The following is a 17,164-nucleotide window of genomic DNA, read 5'->3' on the forward strand; positions in this document are numbered from 1 at the left end:
CATAGATAAAGTACTTAAAACGATACAGTTAAACCCGTGTTGATAATCCTTGCCTGTGGATAATATTGTCCCAGTGTATTAGTGGCCTCAGGATCATACACTTTTAATTTATCGATAGTGAACAAATTCAACCCATTTACATACAGGCGTAAGCTTCCAATACCAGCTTTCTGTCCCAGAGAGGCAGGCAATGTATACCCGATCTCAAAGTTTTTCAGACGAATATAATTGTTACTTCTCAACCAATAAGTATTGTTATTGGAGTAGTACTGGTTACTCCGGTCTGCAATACGTGGGTGTACACTACTTGGATTTTCTACTGTCCACCGATTATCGTATACATCTTTCAGATAGTTTCCGATGCTTCCTGACTCACCTGTACTTACATACACCTGTCCACCTAATCCAGCCTGGAATAGTATAGAGCAATCAAAGTTTTTGTATTGAAGACCAATAGTCGCACCACCTGTGAACAGAGGTACATTAGTTCTATCGTTGCGAAGTTGATCGTCTGGTGTAATTTTGCCATCTGGTTTACTAGGGTCTGGACTATCTTTGGTACCTCTCACATCTTTGTACTTCATATCTCCCGGACGCAGAGTGTTGGTAATAGCGGAATAGTCTATTGTATTGGCATCTATATCAGACTGATCTTTAAATACCCCATCATACTGATAAGCTAAGTAAGTATACATTGGTTTGCCCGTTGTTCTCTGCCAGGCAGGAACACCTGGTGCCTCATCCCAGAATAGAATTTTATTTTTGGCATATCCACCATTAAAGCCCACATTGTATTTAAAATCGCCAATATTTCCATTATGACCTAGTTTAAATTCCCACCCTTTGTTTTCAACTTTAGCAATATTTTCTATAGGCAAAGGCATTCCAGTAGTCTCAGGAACAGATCCAAGTCTTGGTCTCAGTATTTTAGTTCTTTTATTCAGAAACACATCAAATTCAAATGTAATTTTCCCCTGAAACAACTGTCCCTCCAATCCTAAATCAGCATTGTTAGCTACTTCCCAGGTAATAGCCTTATTAGGTACCCGAGTTTCAAACAAGGTCTTTACCTGTTGATTAGCAATAATGTAGCTATCAAAGGCATACGTAGACATATATTGGTATTCCTGTAAGGCACCATCTGGTACCAGTGCAATGTTGTCATTTCCCATCTGTCCCCATGAACCACGTAGTTTTAGATAATTGACAAAAGACACATTATTTCTGAAAAAATCTTCTTCAGAAATCTGCCATCCAGCCATTACACCTGGGAAAAACCCATACCGACTATTTTCAGGGAACATATATGATCCATCATATCGCCATAGAAACTCTGCCAGGTACTTCTCTTTAAAGTTATATGCAACACGGCCAAAGTAATTTAAACGGGCACGTTCCCAGGCGCTACCCCCATTATTTTTCTGTAAGTCACCACCTGCAAACATCTGATCAATAGCAGGTGAGATAAAGTAACGACGATAGGCATTAAAGTTATCATTCTGAATGGTTTCACGGTTTGTTCCCGCTAAGAACGTCAATGAATGTGGTCCAAACGAACGAGTATAATTAAGTATCGCACCCAACAATACGTTCAATTGATTTTCATCCCCCTGAGTAAGGTTTGGTTCTGCAGGCCCACGAGCCCCTTTGGCAAGCTTAGGTGTTACACCATCCGCCTCATAAGCTCCCTGCCAGGAATATAGATACCAGGGCTTGTCCCATCTTTTGGTACGTTTGATAAACTTATCAACCGAAGCAGTACCAGTTATCTTTAAGCCTTCGATCCAAGGAATAGTAAAATCGATAGAGCCATTGGTTTGGAAATAATCTCTTTTATCCTGGTCATATCCTGTCTGATTAGTAGTAATTACAACCGGATTCTCCCCATTTTCGATATCTGGTCCAGGTAAACCGTTTGGCCAGTATGCAGGCATGGTAGGTAATCCTCGCATCAACATCCTGAAAATAGCACCGGCACCACGTGTTGGGAAAAAACGAAACTCTTCACGCCCCAACAAACCCAAGCTTACATGTATATTCTTGTTAATATTTCCATCCATATTAACCCTCATATCATATTGCTTGTAACCCGTAGCTGCATTTTTATAGTAAGCATCCTGGTTTTGATATCCAATAGAGGCCAGGTACTGAAAGTTTTCACTCCCACCTGTTAACTGGATATTATGTCTTGATTGTGGAGACCATGGTTTTAATGCATCTTTATACCAATCTGTGTTAGGATGAAACCAGGGGTCAGAACCATCTGCAAATTTTTGAAAGTCATCAGGCTTAAAGGGTGCATTTACAGTCGACCCATTGGCTTTGGTATAGCTACCTGTTTCTTTAAAAGCTTTAGTGGCAGCAGCCCATTCATTAGTAGGTAAATTATAAACCTCCAGTTCATTTCGCATTTCGGCAAACTGGGTAGAGTTCGCCAGTTTAGGAATAACAGTTGGCTGAGCCCAACCCTGATTAAAAGAGTACGACAATTGAGGTTTTCCTGTTTTACCTCTCTTTGTTTTAATCAGAATAACACCATTGGCAGCCCTTGCACCATAAATAGCAGCAGAAGCATCTTTTAGTACAGAGATACTTTCCACATCTGCTGGATTAATTCGGTCAAACCCTCCTTCCCTTGCTGGTACTCCATCTATTACAATCAACGCATTATTATTCCCTAATGTATTTGACCCACGAATTCGAATAGAAGATCCATCATATCCGGGCTCCCCACTGGCTTGTACAGCAGTAACACCAGGCATACGACCTGCTAGTGAGTTGGATAGGTTTACAGCGGGTGATTTAACAAGGTCTGTACCTTTTACTGTTGCTACTGCACCTGTCACAGTTTCTTTCTTTTGTTCACCATATCCCACTACGACTACCTCCTGTAAGGCTTTTAAGTCAGGTGCCAGTGAAATATCTATGGTTGTGCGCCCACCAATCGCAACCTCTTCTGTAACATATCCAATAAATGAAAATACCAATGTGCCATTTGCATCAGGGACAGCTAATGTATAATTGCCATTTGCATCAGTGGTTGTACCTACGGTTGATCCTTTTACCACCACACTTACTCCAGGCAAGCCCTCATTCTGATCACCTGTTACTCTTCCTTTTACAGTCTGAGCCAATTGATCCTGTACATTTGTTTCAGGAGCCGTCTCAGTGAGTTTGTCACGTTTTACAATGACAGTCTTGCCAGACACCTCATAGGTCAATTGCAGTGGTGTCAATAAATATTCCAATACTCTATCCAATGACTGATTTTCCAGGTTCACAGATACAACTCTGCTTGCCTGTATCAGTGTAGAGCTAAAGACAAACTTAATATCTGCCTGATTCTCAATCTGTTTTAATACTTTACTAATTCGCTGGTTACTTGCCTGCAGATTAACCTTCACATCCAGCAGGTTTTGTGACCTGCCTTCATATGCCTGTGCTGTCCCCGCGAAGATTATAGCCAGAAAAAACTGAAAAAGTGATATTCGCATGGCCGTTAGTAACCAATGTTGTAGTGGTCGATTCTTTTTCATACCTTTAAGTGCTTTTGTTAGATGATTTTTATTTGACAAATGCTTCCCTGCATCCTGAAAAGTCAGGATGAACTGAACGACAATCCGAAAAGGGAAATCTGTTTATAATCGGCAATGTTGCAGCATTGCCGATTGTATTTATATGTAAATTTCCTTAGCTACATAGGCTATAAAAGTTTATGGTGAATAGGTTAAGATAAAAAATAGCATTTCTGTTTTGTATCAATTGCAGCCTTTGCTGTGGATCAGTATCTGCCCATCCACAACTTCATATTTAGCCTCAATAGCTTTACATAAAACTGTCAATTGTTCGAATAAAGGTTCATTACCCAAAGTAGCTGTTAACTGGCAGTGTGACATAAGTTCTTCATCGTAAACAAGATCGATACTATAGGTTTTTTCCAATGCACTAAATACCTGTGCGGCGGGTGCATCCTCAAAAACAAAACGAGCCAGATCTTTGTGCGGAATAGTCACTATTGGTTTCTCTACCAAAGTTTTTTCAATCCGAGCTTCTTCACGAGAGAAAACTACCTTTTGATTTGGAGTTAAGATTACACCTTTAACCTCTTCCTGAGAGTTTTTACGATGAGATAGAGTATCCTGACTGGCATATACAGATACTTTTCCACTACGCACTTCTACTGTAATGTGCTTCTCAGCTTCATAAGCACTGACTCTGAATTTTGTACCCAACACTTTAGTTACTAACTCATTGGCATATACCAGAAAAGGTTTCGAAGGATTTTTGACAACATCAAAAAAAGCCTCACCTGTCAGAAATACTTCTCTTGTAGAACCTGTAAATGCCTCTGCATAAGCAATGCGACTATTTTTTTTCAGGGTTACACGACTTCCGTCTGGAAGCTCTATGGTTAGAGGAGACTCTCTTTGGTTAACCTTCTCAATCAACTTCTTTTTCTGATTTACAGCCACTACCTTATTTTCATCAGATAAAGTTTCTGGCTTAGTAAGTGTGTAAACCAAATATCCTATTCCGAGTAATAAAACAAAAGAAGCAGCTAGTGTAAACCATTGTTTGAAGTTCCAGAAAGGAGGAGTACTTTCAGAGAAGTCAATGTAAGGCTTATTTTCATCTCTATTGTTTTCTGGGGTCTGTCTGATTGTGGAGATTGTATCAGACACAATTGAATCTATTTCCGTATCAGATATGAAATCATTTTTTACACGCAAAGCCAACACAATCTTTCTGGCTTGTGCAACAACAGCTTGCTGGTTGGGATTTTGCAAAAGATATTGCTGCCATAGCATATCAAGCTCAGGTGTTGGTGTGAGCACCCATTGCCTGAAGGAATCACTCTGAACTAATGATATAATGTCAGCTCGCTGATAAGTATTCATGAAATCTGATATGTGCTTTTATTGTAGAGAGACAAAAAACACATTCAGATACTGCTTTTATTCTATTTTTTTTGAAAAAAATTATATACACCTTATAAAGCAGCTCCTACTAAACTGTATATCAATGTATTATAGATAAAAGCACAAATAAAAAAAGTTCTGTTTTCCAATTTTCTTTCAGATGTTTAAAAGCAGATTGCAATAGGTTGGATACAGACTGTAAATTGATTCCCATAATTTCAGCTATTTCCTCACGGGTTAGTCCTTCAAAAAAGCGAAGATAAATCACCTCTTTCTGACGCTTGGGGAGTTGCTCCAGATAATTCTTTATCTCGTGAGCAAGCAATTGGGTTGTTTCTTCCTGAATTAATGAATCTTCAACAGAAAACTCTACTTCAAAAAATACATCGGAGGTGATTTCTTCTGTCACAAAGTATCCTTTCTTGGTCATGCCCCGATGCAGACGTCTGCGTAGTGCAGCCATCAGATAAGCCTTCACGGTCTGGACCTCACTTAGAAATTGTCTACGGTTCCAAAGATCCAAAAAGAGATCCTGGATGCAGTCCTTTACAAAAGCACCATCTTTACTAAATTTAGTACCGTAATGAAAAAGCTTACGAAAATGCATCTTCATCAATTGCTCCAATGCACCTTCATCACCTCTGCGAAAGCAGTCCCAGAGTTCAGTATCATTTATCTTTTCCAATATATCTTTCGGCATTTTCATGGGTAAAACAAATATATGCAATTATTCCAATAAAATATAGTAAAAAAAATATTAGATATACAACATACTACCGAAAATCACACAATGGTCTATGTATACTATCCAGCTTCTTTTTTACCAATATAATTATATCTACACTCAACGATACAGACACAAACAACTTATTTACAGATAATTATCCAGCAAAAAAAAGACGAACCCCAAGGCAAATTTTGTCTTGGGGTTCGTTTTTTAATTAGGTTTAGACTTTACTTATCAATTCTTTTATGCGAACTTCTTTTTTCTGAAAAATTTCTTTTCGGTAGTATTCTTTCCAGTCGTATTCTTCCCTGAACGAGCAACATTTCCATTCCTAGAGTTGTTAGCAGAATGCTTTGAGATTGGAGCCTTTTCTTTAGATACAGGTATAAAACCTGTCATAGCAAATGGATGGTCTTTAACTTCTGGAACAGTTTTGCCAATAAGCTTATTAATATCCTTCATATAGGCAATTTCCTCTGCATCACAGAAAGATAACGCCATTCCGCTGGCACCAGCTCTTCCTGTACGACCAATACGATGAACATACGTTTCAGGCACATTAGGTATCTCAAAATTGATTACATAAGCCAATTCATCTACATCTATACCACGTGCGGCAATATCGGTAGCAACCAAAACACGAATCTCTTTACTTTTAAAGTTTGTCAAAGCTCGCTGACGTGCGTTCTGAGATTTGTTTCCATGAATGGCCTCAGCTTTAATTCCTTTTTTAGTAAGCACACGAACCACCTTATCGGCTCCATGTTTGGTTCGTGTAAATACCAATACTGTCTCAATCTTTGGATCTTCCAGGACATGTACCAGTAAATCATTTTTCTTTTCCCGGTCTACTTTATATACTACCTGCTGAATAGTCTCGGCAGTAGAAGAGACAGGAGTTACTTCTACTCTCGCAGGATTTTTGAGAATAGATCCCGCCAGACTTATAATGGCAGCTGGCATGGTAGCAGAGAAAAATAAGGACTGTCTCTTTGCAGGTATAATACCTAATACTTTTTTCACATCATGCACAAATCCCATATCCAGCATCCGATCTGCTTCATCCAATACGAATATGCTGATATATTGTAGATTTATCAAACGCTGATTGACAAGATCAAGTAATCTGCCAGGTGTTGCAACTAAAATATCAACTCCTCTTTGTAAAGCATCTGTTTGAGACTTCTGTGAAACACCCCCAAAGATTACAGTGTGCTTTAAACTGGTATTTGCTCCATAGGCAGCAAAACTGTCTCCTATCTGAATGGCCAGTTCACGGGTAGGTGTAAGGATCAATGCTTTAATGCGTCGGGGTCCTTTCTCCAGCTCCTGTCTGTTAGCTAACAATTGTAAAATAGGAATGGCAAAGGCAGCTGTTTTGCCTGTACCTGTCTGTGCACAACCCAGTAAATCTTTTCCTTGAAGAATGAAGGGTATTGCTTGTGCCTGAATAGGCGTTGGCTTCGTATACCCTTCGGTCTCCAAAGCCTTTCTGATAGGTTCTATCAGATTGAGATTTTCAAATGACATAAAATGAGTTTAAGAAAAAAGTATGTCAATGTCTTGTTTAGATTGACATCTTATCCATGATTTAGAATAATAAGGCGAAGTACGCCGTGATCTTCGGATTACTTGGGGAGTCTGACTAAAATTCCCGGAAGGACAAAAGAGGGTACTGCTTTCCTTGTAACTATATTAATTGTAAAATAATTCATTTTCAATACAAAAAGCAAGAATTATTCATAGACAGGGTTCTATGAATTGTAAAGTCTGCTGCTTTTCTTATCATTTGCTAAATGTATACTCTTGCAAAACAGGAGGCTATCAACTTTAGTTGGCAAAGATGGCATATACAGCAAACGAAGCGAGCCAGTGATCACCACCATAATTACCAGAAGTTACATTAGGAAGTGCTGTTTTGAGAAAAGTTTCTGCGGTATGTTCAAAAAGTTGTTTATACTTATGCTTAGCAGGTAGACTCTTTGCGATTCCCTTCATACACCAGGCTCTGCTTAGGCTCAACCCATCCAGGTGTACAATCTGCATATCAGTACGATCACTTACTACAGGCATTTTCACTATGTTGTCAATACTACGTTTCTCATAAAACGCATTGAGCCATTTTACAAATTCATCCTGTGGTAAAACACGTCGCATCAAATCTGCAATTTCCAGGCTTGGAGATAAAAAATCAGCTCCATCCGGCTCCAGATAAGCGGGTGTTTTTTCGTTATTCAAATAGAAATTTTTGGCCTTGGCAATAACAGCCTGTTCAAAAGAAGTATTTTTAATAGCTCTTGCCCAATCTAAGGCAAATACCAACCCGAAAGCAGTATTGGGATGTACACCAGTACGGTTGGGATAAGTCTGCTTAGGTAAAAAGTCAGTCCAGAGTTTTAGAATTGTTTGCGTTAATGGCTGTAGGTTATGATGCCATTGTTTTGCCTGAGGAGTATCCCATGTATAAAGTTCTTCATCCAGTTTCAGTAACCAAGCCCAACCATAGGTACGTTCAAATGATCTGGTGGTTTTATATTTAGTAAAATAGTCTGCTTCTATTTTGATTTTCGCCGGATCAAACGATGTATTCAGGATCTGTATGATCTGCTCTTTCTCTGGTAATTGAGGATAGAGCTTGATCAATTTGACCAACATCCAGTGGCCATGTACACTGGAGTGCCAGTCCAGACAGCCATAAAATGAGGGGTGAAGTTCACTTGGTAGTAAACGATGATCTTCCGGTGCATCAGAGGAATGTCCTGTCTTATTCGGAAATTCCTGATGGATACAATGGATCGGCAATGCAGCTAGTCGACTGGCAATTTCAGGAGTGAACAATGATGATTGTGCAGAAGAATACGTTATCTGTAAAAGAAACAATAATCCGAAGAACCCGGCTTTCACTAGTGAATAGTTCATTGAACGTAGTATGTAGTAAAGTACAAACGCAATATACGAATCAGGCAAATCTGAACTGCAGGTAGTTTACAGTAAATCCCTTTCCTGTAAAGATACCTTCATAATGTGTTTTTATACCATGATGCAATGCCAGCAGTTCAGAATGGTATAAGTCAGTTGTATACAGCAGATCTTTTACTGGTACCTGTTGCAGTATTTCCATTGTGTATTCAAATAACAAGGGACTGTCTGTTTTTAAGTGAACCAATCCATCTGGAGGAAGCAGGCGTTTGTACATTTCCAGATAACGGGGATGTGTGAGGCGACGCTTATCATCACTTTTGCGTGGACGAGGATCAGGATGGACAATCCAGATTTCACTTACTTCCTTAGGAGCAAAAAACTTTTCCAGCCAGTCAATGGGTGTACGTAAAAAGGCTGCATTACCTAATCCTTGAGCAAGAGCAGCACTGCTCCCTCTCCACAACCGATCACCTTTGACATCTATACCAATAAAATTACGATCAGGATATACAGCTGCCAGTCCGGTAGTGTATTCACCCCGACCACAGGCTAGTTCTAATGTGATGGGATTGGAATTATGAAAATGAGATGTATTCCAATTACCTTTTGAGTTATCATACAATGGTTTACCTTCTTCAATGATATTTTCCCGAAGTTTGTTTTCTTCAAACCGGGCAAGCTTTCTACGGGCCATACTTTACTTTTAAATTTAACTACGTCACTCTGATGTTTTCGGCTGCGAATTTCGGATTAAATTCCGAATAAAAATAGCCAACTTTTAAACTGGCTATAACTCAATAGGTTAGAGTGAAGCTCCTTTTCTTACAACTCTTTTAACTCTGCTACCACAAATGTACTTCCTCCTATAAAGATCACGTCATTAGTGGATGCTCTGCGTCTGGCCTCTGCCAATGCATCGTTTACATCAGGGATCACTATACCTTTTAACTCATGCATTTCCCCTTTTTGAGCCAGAAGTTCTGCATCCATAGCTCTTGGCAAATGAGCCTGACAGAAATAATAGAATGCATCCTGAGGCAATAGCTTCAATACTTTTTCAGGATCTTTGTCATTGACAACTCCCATCACAATATGTAATTTCTCATAAGAAAGTCGTTTCAGTTGTTCTACAATGAAACGGATACCTCCTTCATTATGTCCGGTATCACAAATAGTTAATGGTTTTTCTGCCAATACCTGCCAGCGGCCTTTCAGACCTGTCAGTTGTACAGTATTAGCTATCCCCTGCTGGATATGGGAATCTTCTATCTTCCACCCTTTTTGTTGCAGAATCCGAACTGTCTGAATAACTCCAGCTACATTCTTCAACTGATAATCACCCACCAATGACAGTTGTAAAGTCAAGGTATATAGCCCATTTTCTTCTAGTGAAACAAAACGCTTATCTGCAACGAAGGTCTTATCCTGGAGGTCTATATGCTGGGAAGCAAAATACAAAGGTGCATGCTCTTGTTTTGCCTTATTTACAAATACATGTTCTATATCTTGTTGATACTCACTAATCACAACAGGAGTATTCTCTTTAATGATTCCAGCTTTTTCGCCTGCAATTTTCTCTAAAGTATCCCCAAGAATATCTGTATGATCCCAGCTGATATTGGTAATCAGCGAAACTTCAGGTTGGATCACATTGGTTGAATCTAACCTTCCTCCTAATCCCACTTCAATCACAGCAATGTCTACTTTTTCCTGAGCAAAATAGTCAAATGCCATCCCAACAGTCAATTCAAAAAAGGATGGCTGAACATCTTCTATAAAAGCTTTATTTGCTTCCACAAACTCCACAACCTTCTGTTCAGGCATCTCTTCGCCGTTGACTCGTATTCGTTCTGTGAATGATTTCAGATGTGGAGAGGTATACAATCCGGTTTTGTATCCTGCAGATTGAAGGATAGCAGCCAACATATGAGATGAACTACCTTTTCCATTTGTTCCGGCGATATGGATAGACTTAAATTTACGTTCCGGATTGCCCAAATGCTTGCATAAAGCCAGGGTATTGTTTAAATCTGCTTTATACGCTGCTTTACCAATTCGATGAAAAACAGGTAATCGGCTATAGAGATACTCAATTGTTTGCTGGTAAGTCATTGTGAAAATACAACTTGTAAACCTTCGTTCTTTTTACATGCTGGAAGCTAGCTATCTCAATTCTGTTATGGCATTAATGTAAAATCTTAAATACAAGTTCACGCAGAATATCTCCGTCTGATATTTGTCCAGCTTCAACTCCTTTGCATTGAAGATCTGCTTCGCGAAGGTAATGAATGATATGCATGGCTTTTCGTAAAGGATAATTGCGAATAGCAGTCAGATAATCTTTCGCAAAATAAGGATTCACACCTACAGCCGCTGCAATACCCGCCTCACTACGATCAGCAGAGGCATGGGCTAACAATACTTTGCTAAAAAAGCCAAACAAGGTAGCTACTACCATGATTGCCGGATTACTTTTGGGATTAGACTCAAAATAATGAATGATCTGATTAGCTCTGAGAACATTCCGTTGGATCAACGCAGTCTGCAGCTCAAATACATTGTATTCTTTGCTAATCCCTACATATTTCTGTATATGATCAGGAGTAATTTCTGACTTAGCCGGAATATTCAGAATAAGTTTGTCAATCTCATTACTCAGACGACTCAGATCATTGCCTATGTAATCAGCTAATAGTTGTGCAGCAGGTGGTTGTATGCGATACTCTTTGTCTTTTACATAAAAAATAACCCAATCGGGTAATTTATTGTCATACATCTTCTTGGCATCCACCAGTACCGCATTCTTGTCCAGCGTTTTGGCAAGTCCCTTTCGTCCATCCAATGTCTTATGCTTATGTGCCAATACAAGGATGGTTGATGGTACAGGATTCTGCACATAACTTTCCAGCAACTTCTGGCCCTCTTCACGTTGCAAATCACTCACTTCCTGAGCTTCTTTCACAATAACCACCTGACGTTCAGCCATCATTGGAAACCGACGAGCTTGGGTTACAATCGTCCCCACATTTACATCTTTTCCATAACACACAATCTGGTTAAATCCTTTATCATGTTCAGGCAGTGCATGCTGTTCAATAAAGTCGCTGATCAGATCTATATAATAGGGCTCGTCTCCCTGGAGGAAATATACAGGGGCAAATTCACGCTTTTTTAACTTTTCCAGAACGGCTTCAGGGCGATGGGGCATGTTTTTATCTACAGATGTCTAACAATTGGGTGCAAAGGTGCGAACGAAAAACAGGATCTCAAAATGATGTTCATCGGATTAAGCAGATATATTTGTGACTGTCTTATCCTCAATACAATGAATACGCAAGAGTTTTCTGATCAAATCTATTCTTTCCCAAACCGGTATACCAATCGGAATCTGGAAGAATATCTGAGAGCATTATATATGTTAGTTATGAGTCATTCGCATATACAGCCTAATGCTTTTCTTTTTGTTCAGCTATTAGAAGAAGCATTTACAGCAGTTGCAAGTGATATAAACCTGCAATGGCTGGATTATAGAAATGCTCCAGATGCCAACATTGTAAGCCATAAATTTACCAACCCACTGATTCGTACAAATATTGATAAATCTGTACAAACAAAACTCACTAACTTTGAATACCTGATAGCTGTTTTGACATTTCAGATAGCAGAGTTATATCAGATGAGAGATAAAGAGTTAAAGAATGAGCTTCGCTATTATGGTGTAACTTCTGAATCAGGGAATATATGGAATAACTTTGATCCATTTACCAATCTGCAATGTGGTATTGATTGTTATATAGATAATCTGGAAGAAGAACCATACAAAACGGAGATTCCATCTGACTGGGCATTTTTAGGGCAATTGCTGGAATTTGGAAGAATTTACGAATAACATCCTTATACTTTTATATGAAAATACATCTGTTCGGAGCCTCCGGCTCAGGAGTTACTACATTAGGTAAACGCCTGGCAGAAACTCTTCATTCTACTTATTTTGATAGTGACTATTATTATTGGGAACCATCAGAACCCCCTTTTACTATTCGAAGAAACCCTGAAATCCGCAATCGTATGTTGAAAGAAAGCCTTGCCGGTCATACACATTGGATACTTGGGGGCTCAGTCATAAGTTGGGGAGAGGAATGGTTATCGGCCTTTGATCTGGCAGTCTTCTTGTGGATACCTCATGACTTGCGAATACAACGCTTAAAAGACAGAGAGTATATGCGGTATGGAGAAATCATCTATTCTGATCCTGTCCGGAATAAGCAATACAATGACTTTATTGACTGGGCGGCAGGCTACGATGATATAACAGCCAGAGGACGTACCCTACTAGCCCATGAAGCATGGATACAGAAACTAACCTGCCCGGTACTGGAACTACGAGGGGACCTGACTGTGGTAGAAAGAGAACAAAGAGTACTGGAACAACTGAATCAATTGTCTCAGAAAAGTAACAACTAAGTAATTAGGCCATTTTATCAGAACTCAATATACAAATTGAGTTCTGATAAAATGGTTATACTCATGACACAGAACGTTGCAAGACTTCATCAATAAATCCGTAAGTTCTGGCTTCATCTGCCCGCATCCAGTAATCGCGATCGGCATTCAGTTCTATTTCCTCTTCTGTACGACCACTATGTTGAGCCATAATGCCATATAGCTCTTTTCGCAGAATCACAATCTGGCGGGCTGAGATCTCAATATCCACAGATTGACCCTGCGCTCCACCGGATGGCTGGTGAATCATTACTCTGGCATGAGGCAAAGCAGATCGCTTGCCTGCTGCACCACCACATAGAAGAACAGCTCCAAAGGAAGCAGCCATGCTGGTACAGATAGTCGCTACATCTGGTCGGACGTACTGCATGGTGTCATAGATTCCCAAGCCTGCATATACAGAACCACCTGGGCTATTGATATATAATGTAATATCCTTCTTAGGATCAACAGATTCCAGAAATAACAGCTGAGCTATAATTATATTAGCTATGTTGTCATCTACCCCTGTTCCCAGAAATACAATCCGGTCAGCCATAAGACGCGAAAAGACATCCACTTCCCGAAAGTTCATCGGTCGTTCCTCAATAACAGAACGGGTCATATTCTCAATCGAATGAAGGTTTTCTACATGATTCAGATACCGGTCTACAGTCAAACCATTCAGGTTTTGTCCGTACACAGCAAACCTACGGAACTCACTTTTGCTAAGTTCAGAGAAATACATAAAAACAATGTTTAGAATAAATAAAAGGTAGAGAGTATACGACATGATCTCACCAGCATCCGGTTTACTGGCGATTTCACAAGGGACAATACAATTTCACTCCATGTCTGTGCACTAACATGGAAGCAAGTACTAAGCTATTTTCAGGGTAGTTTATCCGAACAATCGGGAATGAATGGACTCAAGTTCATTACGAAGCTGCTGACGTCCAGCTAATCGCAAGGCCTTATAGGCAGTTTTCTGAGCAATCAGTTTATGTTGCCAGATTTTATCCCACAATAACCGGATAGAAATATTCTGCTGCTGATCTTCTGTCAGCTTTTCCTGCACATATTCTTCCAGTAGCTTTACTTCTTCCAGTTCTGGCCGCATACCATTAGTAGTTATAAATGAAAACGTTCAATAGATAGATGACTAACAGCTTTGCGAAGTCTTTCCAGACACTTGAACTTCTGTACTGTAGCTGTATGAATATTCCGATAGCCATATTTGGCAGCAATGTACTCTAACTTCTGACCAAAATAATAGAAACTAACCAGGATATCCCGACATTTGTCACCCAGGCCGTTTACAAACTCTTTTAATTGTATTGTATCTGACCCTATTTCTTCATCTGAATCTAAGGCCCCAATATCTGGTGGCAAGCTCTCCAACGATGTTTTTCGAGCACGTTTCTCTAATTCCTGCAACCAGAGATTCTTACATATCGCCATTAGATATGTACTTATTGATGCTGTAAGCACCAGCTGATCATGAACCACTTTTTCATAAAATACAATCAATGCCTCCTGAAAGATATCTTTGGCATCATCGGCACTACCGCCCCTCTCTTTCACATAATGTAAAGCCATCGGATATACTTTGGCATAGATTCGTTCCAGCGTTTGTTCCCGATTGGTAAGCAATGCGTGCCGCCAATCGGTGTTTGTCAAAAGAATAGGAGCCCCATGCATATGTTTTTTATTTGTTTATCAGAGAATTTCTAAACTATCACCCTGCAAAGAGAAAAAATATTTTATAGAAAATAATCTCTTTATACTCCAACACTCCTCTTGTTTTAATACCCACAACAAGGTATTGATTTGTGTTGAAGAAAAATATACTTTCAGGAGATTCTGCATTATTACTAATTAGTAACTCCTTTACCTACTTTTTTGTGTATCTCACTATCTCTATTTTATGGCTGACCCAACACCAAATTCCACTACAGATCTGACATTAGATGTTCGTCCGGATACATTAGATTTTCGTGACAAAATGTACGAAGCCAATTTATATGAAGTTCCCACAAAAATCAGTCTGGATGAGTATAAACAATGGAATGTTCCTATACTAAACCAAGGGAAAGAAGGAGCTTGCACAGGTTTTGGGCTGGCTACGGTAGCCAACTATCTGCTTCGTCGAAGAAAAATTGTTCCAGATCCCAAGTCAGTAAGCCCACGCATGCTCTATGAAATGGCCAAACGATATGATGAATGGCCAGGAGAACAGTATGCCGGTTCCAGTGCACGAGGAGCTATGAAAGGCTGGTACAAACATGGCGTATGCAGTGATGAATGCTGGCCTTACAAAAAAGAAGAAACCGAGTTTCGGCTTACAGACGAACGTACCTCTGATGCATTACGCAGACCGCTGGGAGCCTATTATCGGGTAAATCACAAGGATCTGGTAGCTATGCATGCAGCCATGGCAGAGGTAGGAATTTTGTATGCAACTGCCAAAGTACATTCCGGCTGGCGTGAAGTGGATACAACCACTGGAATTATTCCCTATGAAGATGTATTTCCGATTGGAGGCCATGCCTTTGCTATTGTAGCTTATGATGAAAAAGGATTCTGGATTCAGAACTCATGGGGAGAAGACTGGGGACAGAAAGGTTTTGGACTTATCACTTATGATGACTGGATGGAAAATGGTACAGATGTCTGGGTAGCACGATTAGGTGCACCTGTTATTCTGAAAAAAGCTTTATCTACAGCCATCAGTCATTCAGCAGCTGCAGGTACGTCGGAGGCATACTCCTATGCCGATCTTCGTCCGCACATTATCAGTTTGGGAAATAACGGCTTGTTAAATCCAGGAGGAAACTTCGGTACGTCTGAAGCTGAGGTAAAGGCAATTTTCGAAGATGATTTTCCACGTGTGACTGCAAAGTGGGCAAAAAAACGATTGTTACTTTATGCACATGGCGGACTGGTAAGTGAAAGTGGAGCTGTTCAGCGCCTTGCCGATTACAGACCCAGCTTACTGGAAAAAGAAATTTATCCAGTCTCCTTTATCTGGCACACAGATACATGGAGTACTATTACCAATATTCTCAAAGATGCATTGCAACAACGCAAGCCAGAGGGATGGTTGGATAGTGCCAAAGACTTTATGCTGGATCGTCTGGATGATGCTCTTGAACCTCTCGCACGAACGTTAACAGGAAAAGCCCAATGGAAAGAAATGAAAGAGAATGCCCTGTTAGCTACTACACAAACCAAAGGAGGAGCATATCTTGCATTAGAGCATATCAAGCACCTGGCTGATAAATACGAAGAGGACTTTGAAATTCATCTTGTGGGTCATAGTGCAGGTAGTATCTTTCATGCCCCAATTATACGCCTTCTCACAAGCAAAGGAAAGATTAATGCCGGCCCTCTGAAAGGACTAACTGGCTATGGATTAAATATAACATCCTGTACACTCTGGGCTCCTGCCTGTACCATAGATGTTTTCAAAGAGAACTATCTACCTGCTATAAAAAACAAAACAGTAAACAGGTTTGCACTCTTTACCCTAACCGACCAGGTAGAACAGGATGATCATTGTGCGAATATTTACCACAAGTCTTTACTTTACCTGGTATCCAATGCACTGGAAGATAAAATGCATATACCGTGGTTCCTGAAAGATAAGGAAAGTGGTACTCCCTTGCTGGGTATGGAAAAATGGATTCAACAGGATACAGACTTGAAGGAGCTTATTGCTCAAAAAAAAATAGACTGGATATTATCCCCTAACACAGATTCAGCTAATTTACCAAATCACTCTACAGCCAGAGCACATGGAGCCTTTGATGATGATCTGCCAACAGTCAATGCGACACTGGCTCGGATATTAGGGCAAACGGAGTTACACGGCGAGAAATTGATTATTAACCGATCAGCCTCTTCCTTACAGGAAAAACGTATCAAGTTGTTTCAGCAATCCTGATCAGAATTCTGATTACATTTCTCATGAATCAATGCTGACAATAAAGTTGTAAGATAGAACCAAGATTCTGATTGTGTTAGAGAAATATCAGAATCCTGATTAGATTTTATTTATATCAGAGTTCTGATATTTTTTTACTACATCAGAACTCTGATAGATTATCAAAAC

General features: G+C 39.8%; 14 protein-coding genes. 3 read left to right on the forward strand and 11 right to left on the reverse strand.

Going from position 1 to position 17,164, the window contains the following annotated elements:
* Nucleotides 1-14: 14 nt before the first annotated feature.
* The 8 genes from QNI15_RS16435 to holA form a co-directional block, all read right to left on the reverse strand.
* The gene (locus QNI15_RS16435; RefSeq protein ID WP_314032627.1) at nucleotides 15-3,536 is read right to left on the reverse strand and encodes a TonB-dependent receptor; all 3,522 of its coding nucleotides are present in this window, start codon (nucleotides 3,534-3,536) and stop codon (nucleotides 15-17) included.
* A gap of 222 nt (nucleotides 3,537-3,758) precedes the next feature.
* Nucleotides 3,759-4,898 carry a FecR family protein gene (locus QNI15_RS16440; RefSeq protein WP_313996871.1) on the reverse strand — a complete coding sequence of 380 codons (1,140 nt, stop codon included), beginning with the start codon at nucleotides 4,896-4,898 and terminating at the stop codon, nucleotides 3,759-3,761.
* A 121-nt stretch (nucleotides 4,899-5,019) separates the two neighbouring features.
* A complete protein-coding gene (locus QNI15_RS16445) occupies nucleotides 5,020-5,625 on the reverse strand; it encodes an RNA polymerase sigma factor (RefSeq protein WP_314032628.1) in 606 nt (201 codons plus the stop codon).
* A gap of 264 nt (nucleotides 5,626-5,889) precedes the next feature.
* Nucleotides 5,890-7,176: a DEAD/DEAH box helicase gene (locus QNI15_RS16450; RefSeq protein ID WP_314032630.1), complete on the reverse strand. Its 1,287-nt coding sequence runs from the start codon at nucleotides 7,174-7,176 to the stop codon at nucleotides 5,890-5,892.
* Between the two features lie 300 nt (nucleotides 7,177-7,476).
* Nucleotides 7,477-8,565 (reverse strand): DUF2891 domain-containing protein, encoded by a 1,089-nt coding sequence (locus tag QNI15_RS16455; RefSeq protein WP_314032632.1) that lies wholly within the window; start codon nucleotides 8,563-8,565, stop codon nucleotides 7,477-7,479.
* 40 nt (nucleotides 8,566-8,605) lie between these two features.
* Nucleotides 8,606-9,262 carry a tRNA (guanosine(46)-N7)-methyltransferase TrmB gene (gene trmB / locus QNI15_RS16460; RefSeq protein WP_313996864.1) on the reverse strand — a complete coding sequence of 219 codons (657 nt, stop codon included), beginning with the start codon at nucleotides 9,260-9,262 and terminating at the stop codon, nucleotides 8,606-8,608.
* A 128-nt stretch (nucleotides 9,263-9,390) separates the two neighbouring features.
* Nucleotides 9,391-10,680, reverse strand: a complete 1,290-nt coding sequence (locus QNI15_RS16465) for a bifunctional folylpolyglutamate synthase/dihydrofolate synthase (RefSeq protein WP_314032633.1) — start codon at nucleotides 10,678-10,680, stop codon at nucleotides 9,391-9,393.
* Nucleotides 10,681-10,753: 73 nt separating this feature from the next.
* Nucleotides 10,754-11,776 carry a DNA polymerase III subunit delta gene (gene holA / locus QNI15_RS16470; protein WP_313984304.1) on the reverse strand — a complete coding sequence of 341 codons (1,023 nt, stop codon included), beginning with the start codon at nucleotides 11,774-11,776 and terminating at the stop codon, nucleotides 10,754-10,756.
* A 117-nt stretch (nucleotides 11,777-11,893) separates the two neighbouring features.
* Here holA and QNI15_RS16475 point away from each other — a divergent pair, with 117 nt between their 5' ends.
* A complete protein-coding gene (locus tag QNI15_RS16475) occupies nucleotides 11,894-12,457 on the forward strand; it encodes a hypothetical protein (protein ID WP_313996859.1) in 564 nt (187 codons plus the stop codon).
* Between the two features lie 17 nt (nucleotides 12,458-12,474).
* Entirely contained in the window at nucleotides 12,475-13,032 is a 558-nt protein-coding gene (locus tag QNI15_RS16480; protein ID WP_314032634.1) for an AAA family ATPase, read from the forward strand.
* 61 nt (nucleotides 13,033-13,093) lie between these two features.
* Here QNI15_RS16480 and QNI15_RS16485 read toward each other — a convergent pair whose 3' ends face one another.
* The 3 genes from QNI15_RS16485 to QNI15_RS16495 form a co-directional block, all read right to left on the reverse strand.
* Nucleotides 13,094-13,798, reverse strand: a complete 705-nt coding sequence (locus QNI15_RS16485) for a ClpP family protease (RefSeq protein WP_314032636.1) — start codon at nucleotides 13,796-13,798, stop codon at nucleotides 13,094-13,096.
* A 153-nt stretch (nucleotides 13,799-13,951) separates the two neighbouring features.
* Complete coding sequence (locus QNI15_RS16490; RefSeq protein WP_313984314.1) at nucleotides 13,952-14,170, reverse strand: hypothetical protein; 219 nt, start codon at nucleotides 14,168-14,170, stop codon at nucleotides 13,952-13,954.
* A gap of 11 nt (nucleotides 14,171-14,181) precedes the next feature.
* Nucleotides 14,182-14,751 carry an RNA polymerase sigma factor gene (locus QNI15_RS16495; protein ID WP_314032637.1) on the reverse strand — a complete coding sequence of 190 codons (570 nt, stop codon included), beginning with the start codon at nucleotides 14,749-14,751 and terminating at the stop codon, nucleotides 14,182-14,184.
* A gap of 226 nt (nucleotides 14,752-14,977) precedes the next feature.
* Between QNI15_RS16495 and QNI15_RS16500 the strand changes: the two genes are divergently transcribed.
* Complete coding sequence (locus QNI15_RS16500) at nucleotides 14,978-16,996, forward strand: C1 family peptidase (protein WP_314032638.1); 2,019 nt, start codon at nucleotides 14,978-14,980, stop codon at nucleotides 16,994-16,996.
* The last annotated feature ends 168 nt before the right edge of the window (nucleotides 16,997-17,164 follow it).

Source organism: Xanthocytophaga flava, assembly GCF_030068545.1.
Taxonomy (GTDB): Bacteria; Bacteroidota; Bacteroidia; order Cytophagales; family 172606-1; genus Xanthocytophaga; species Xanthocytophaga flava.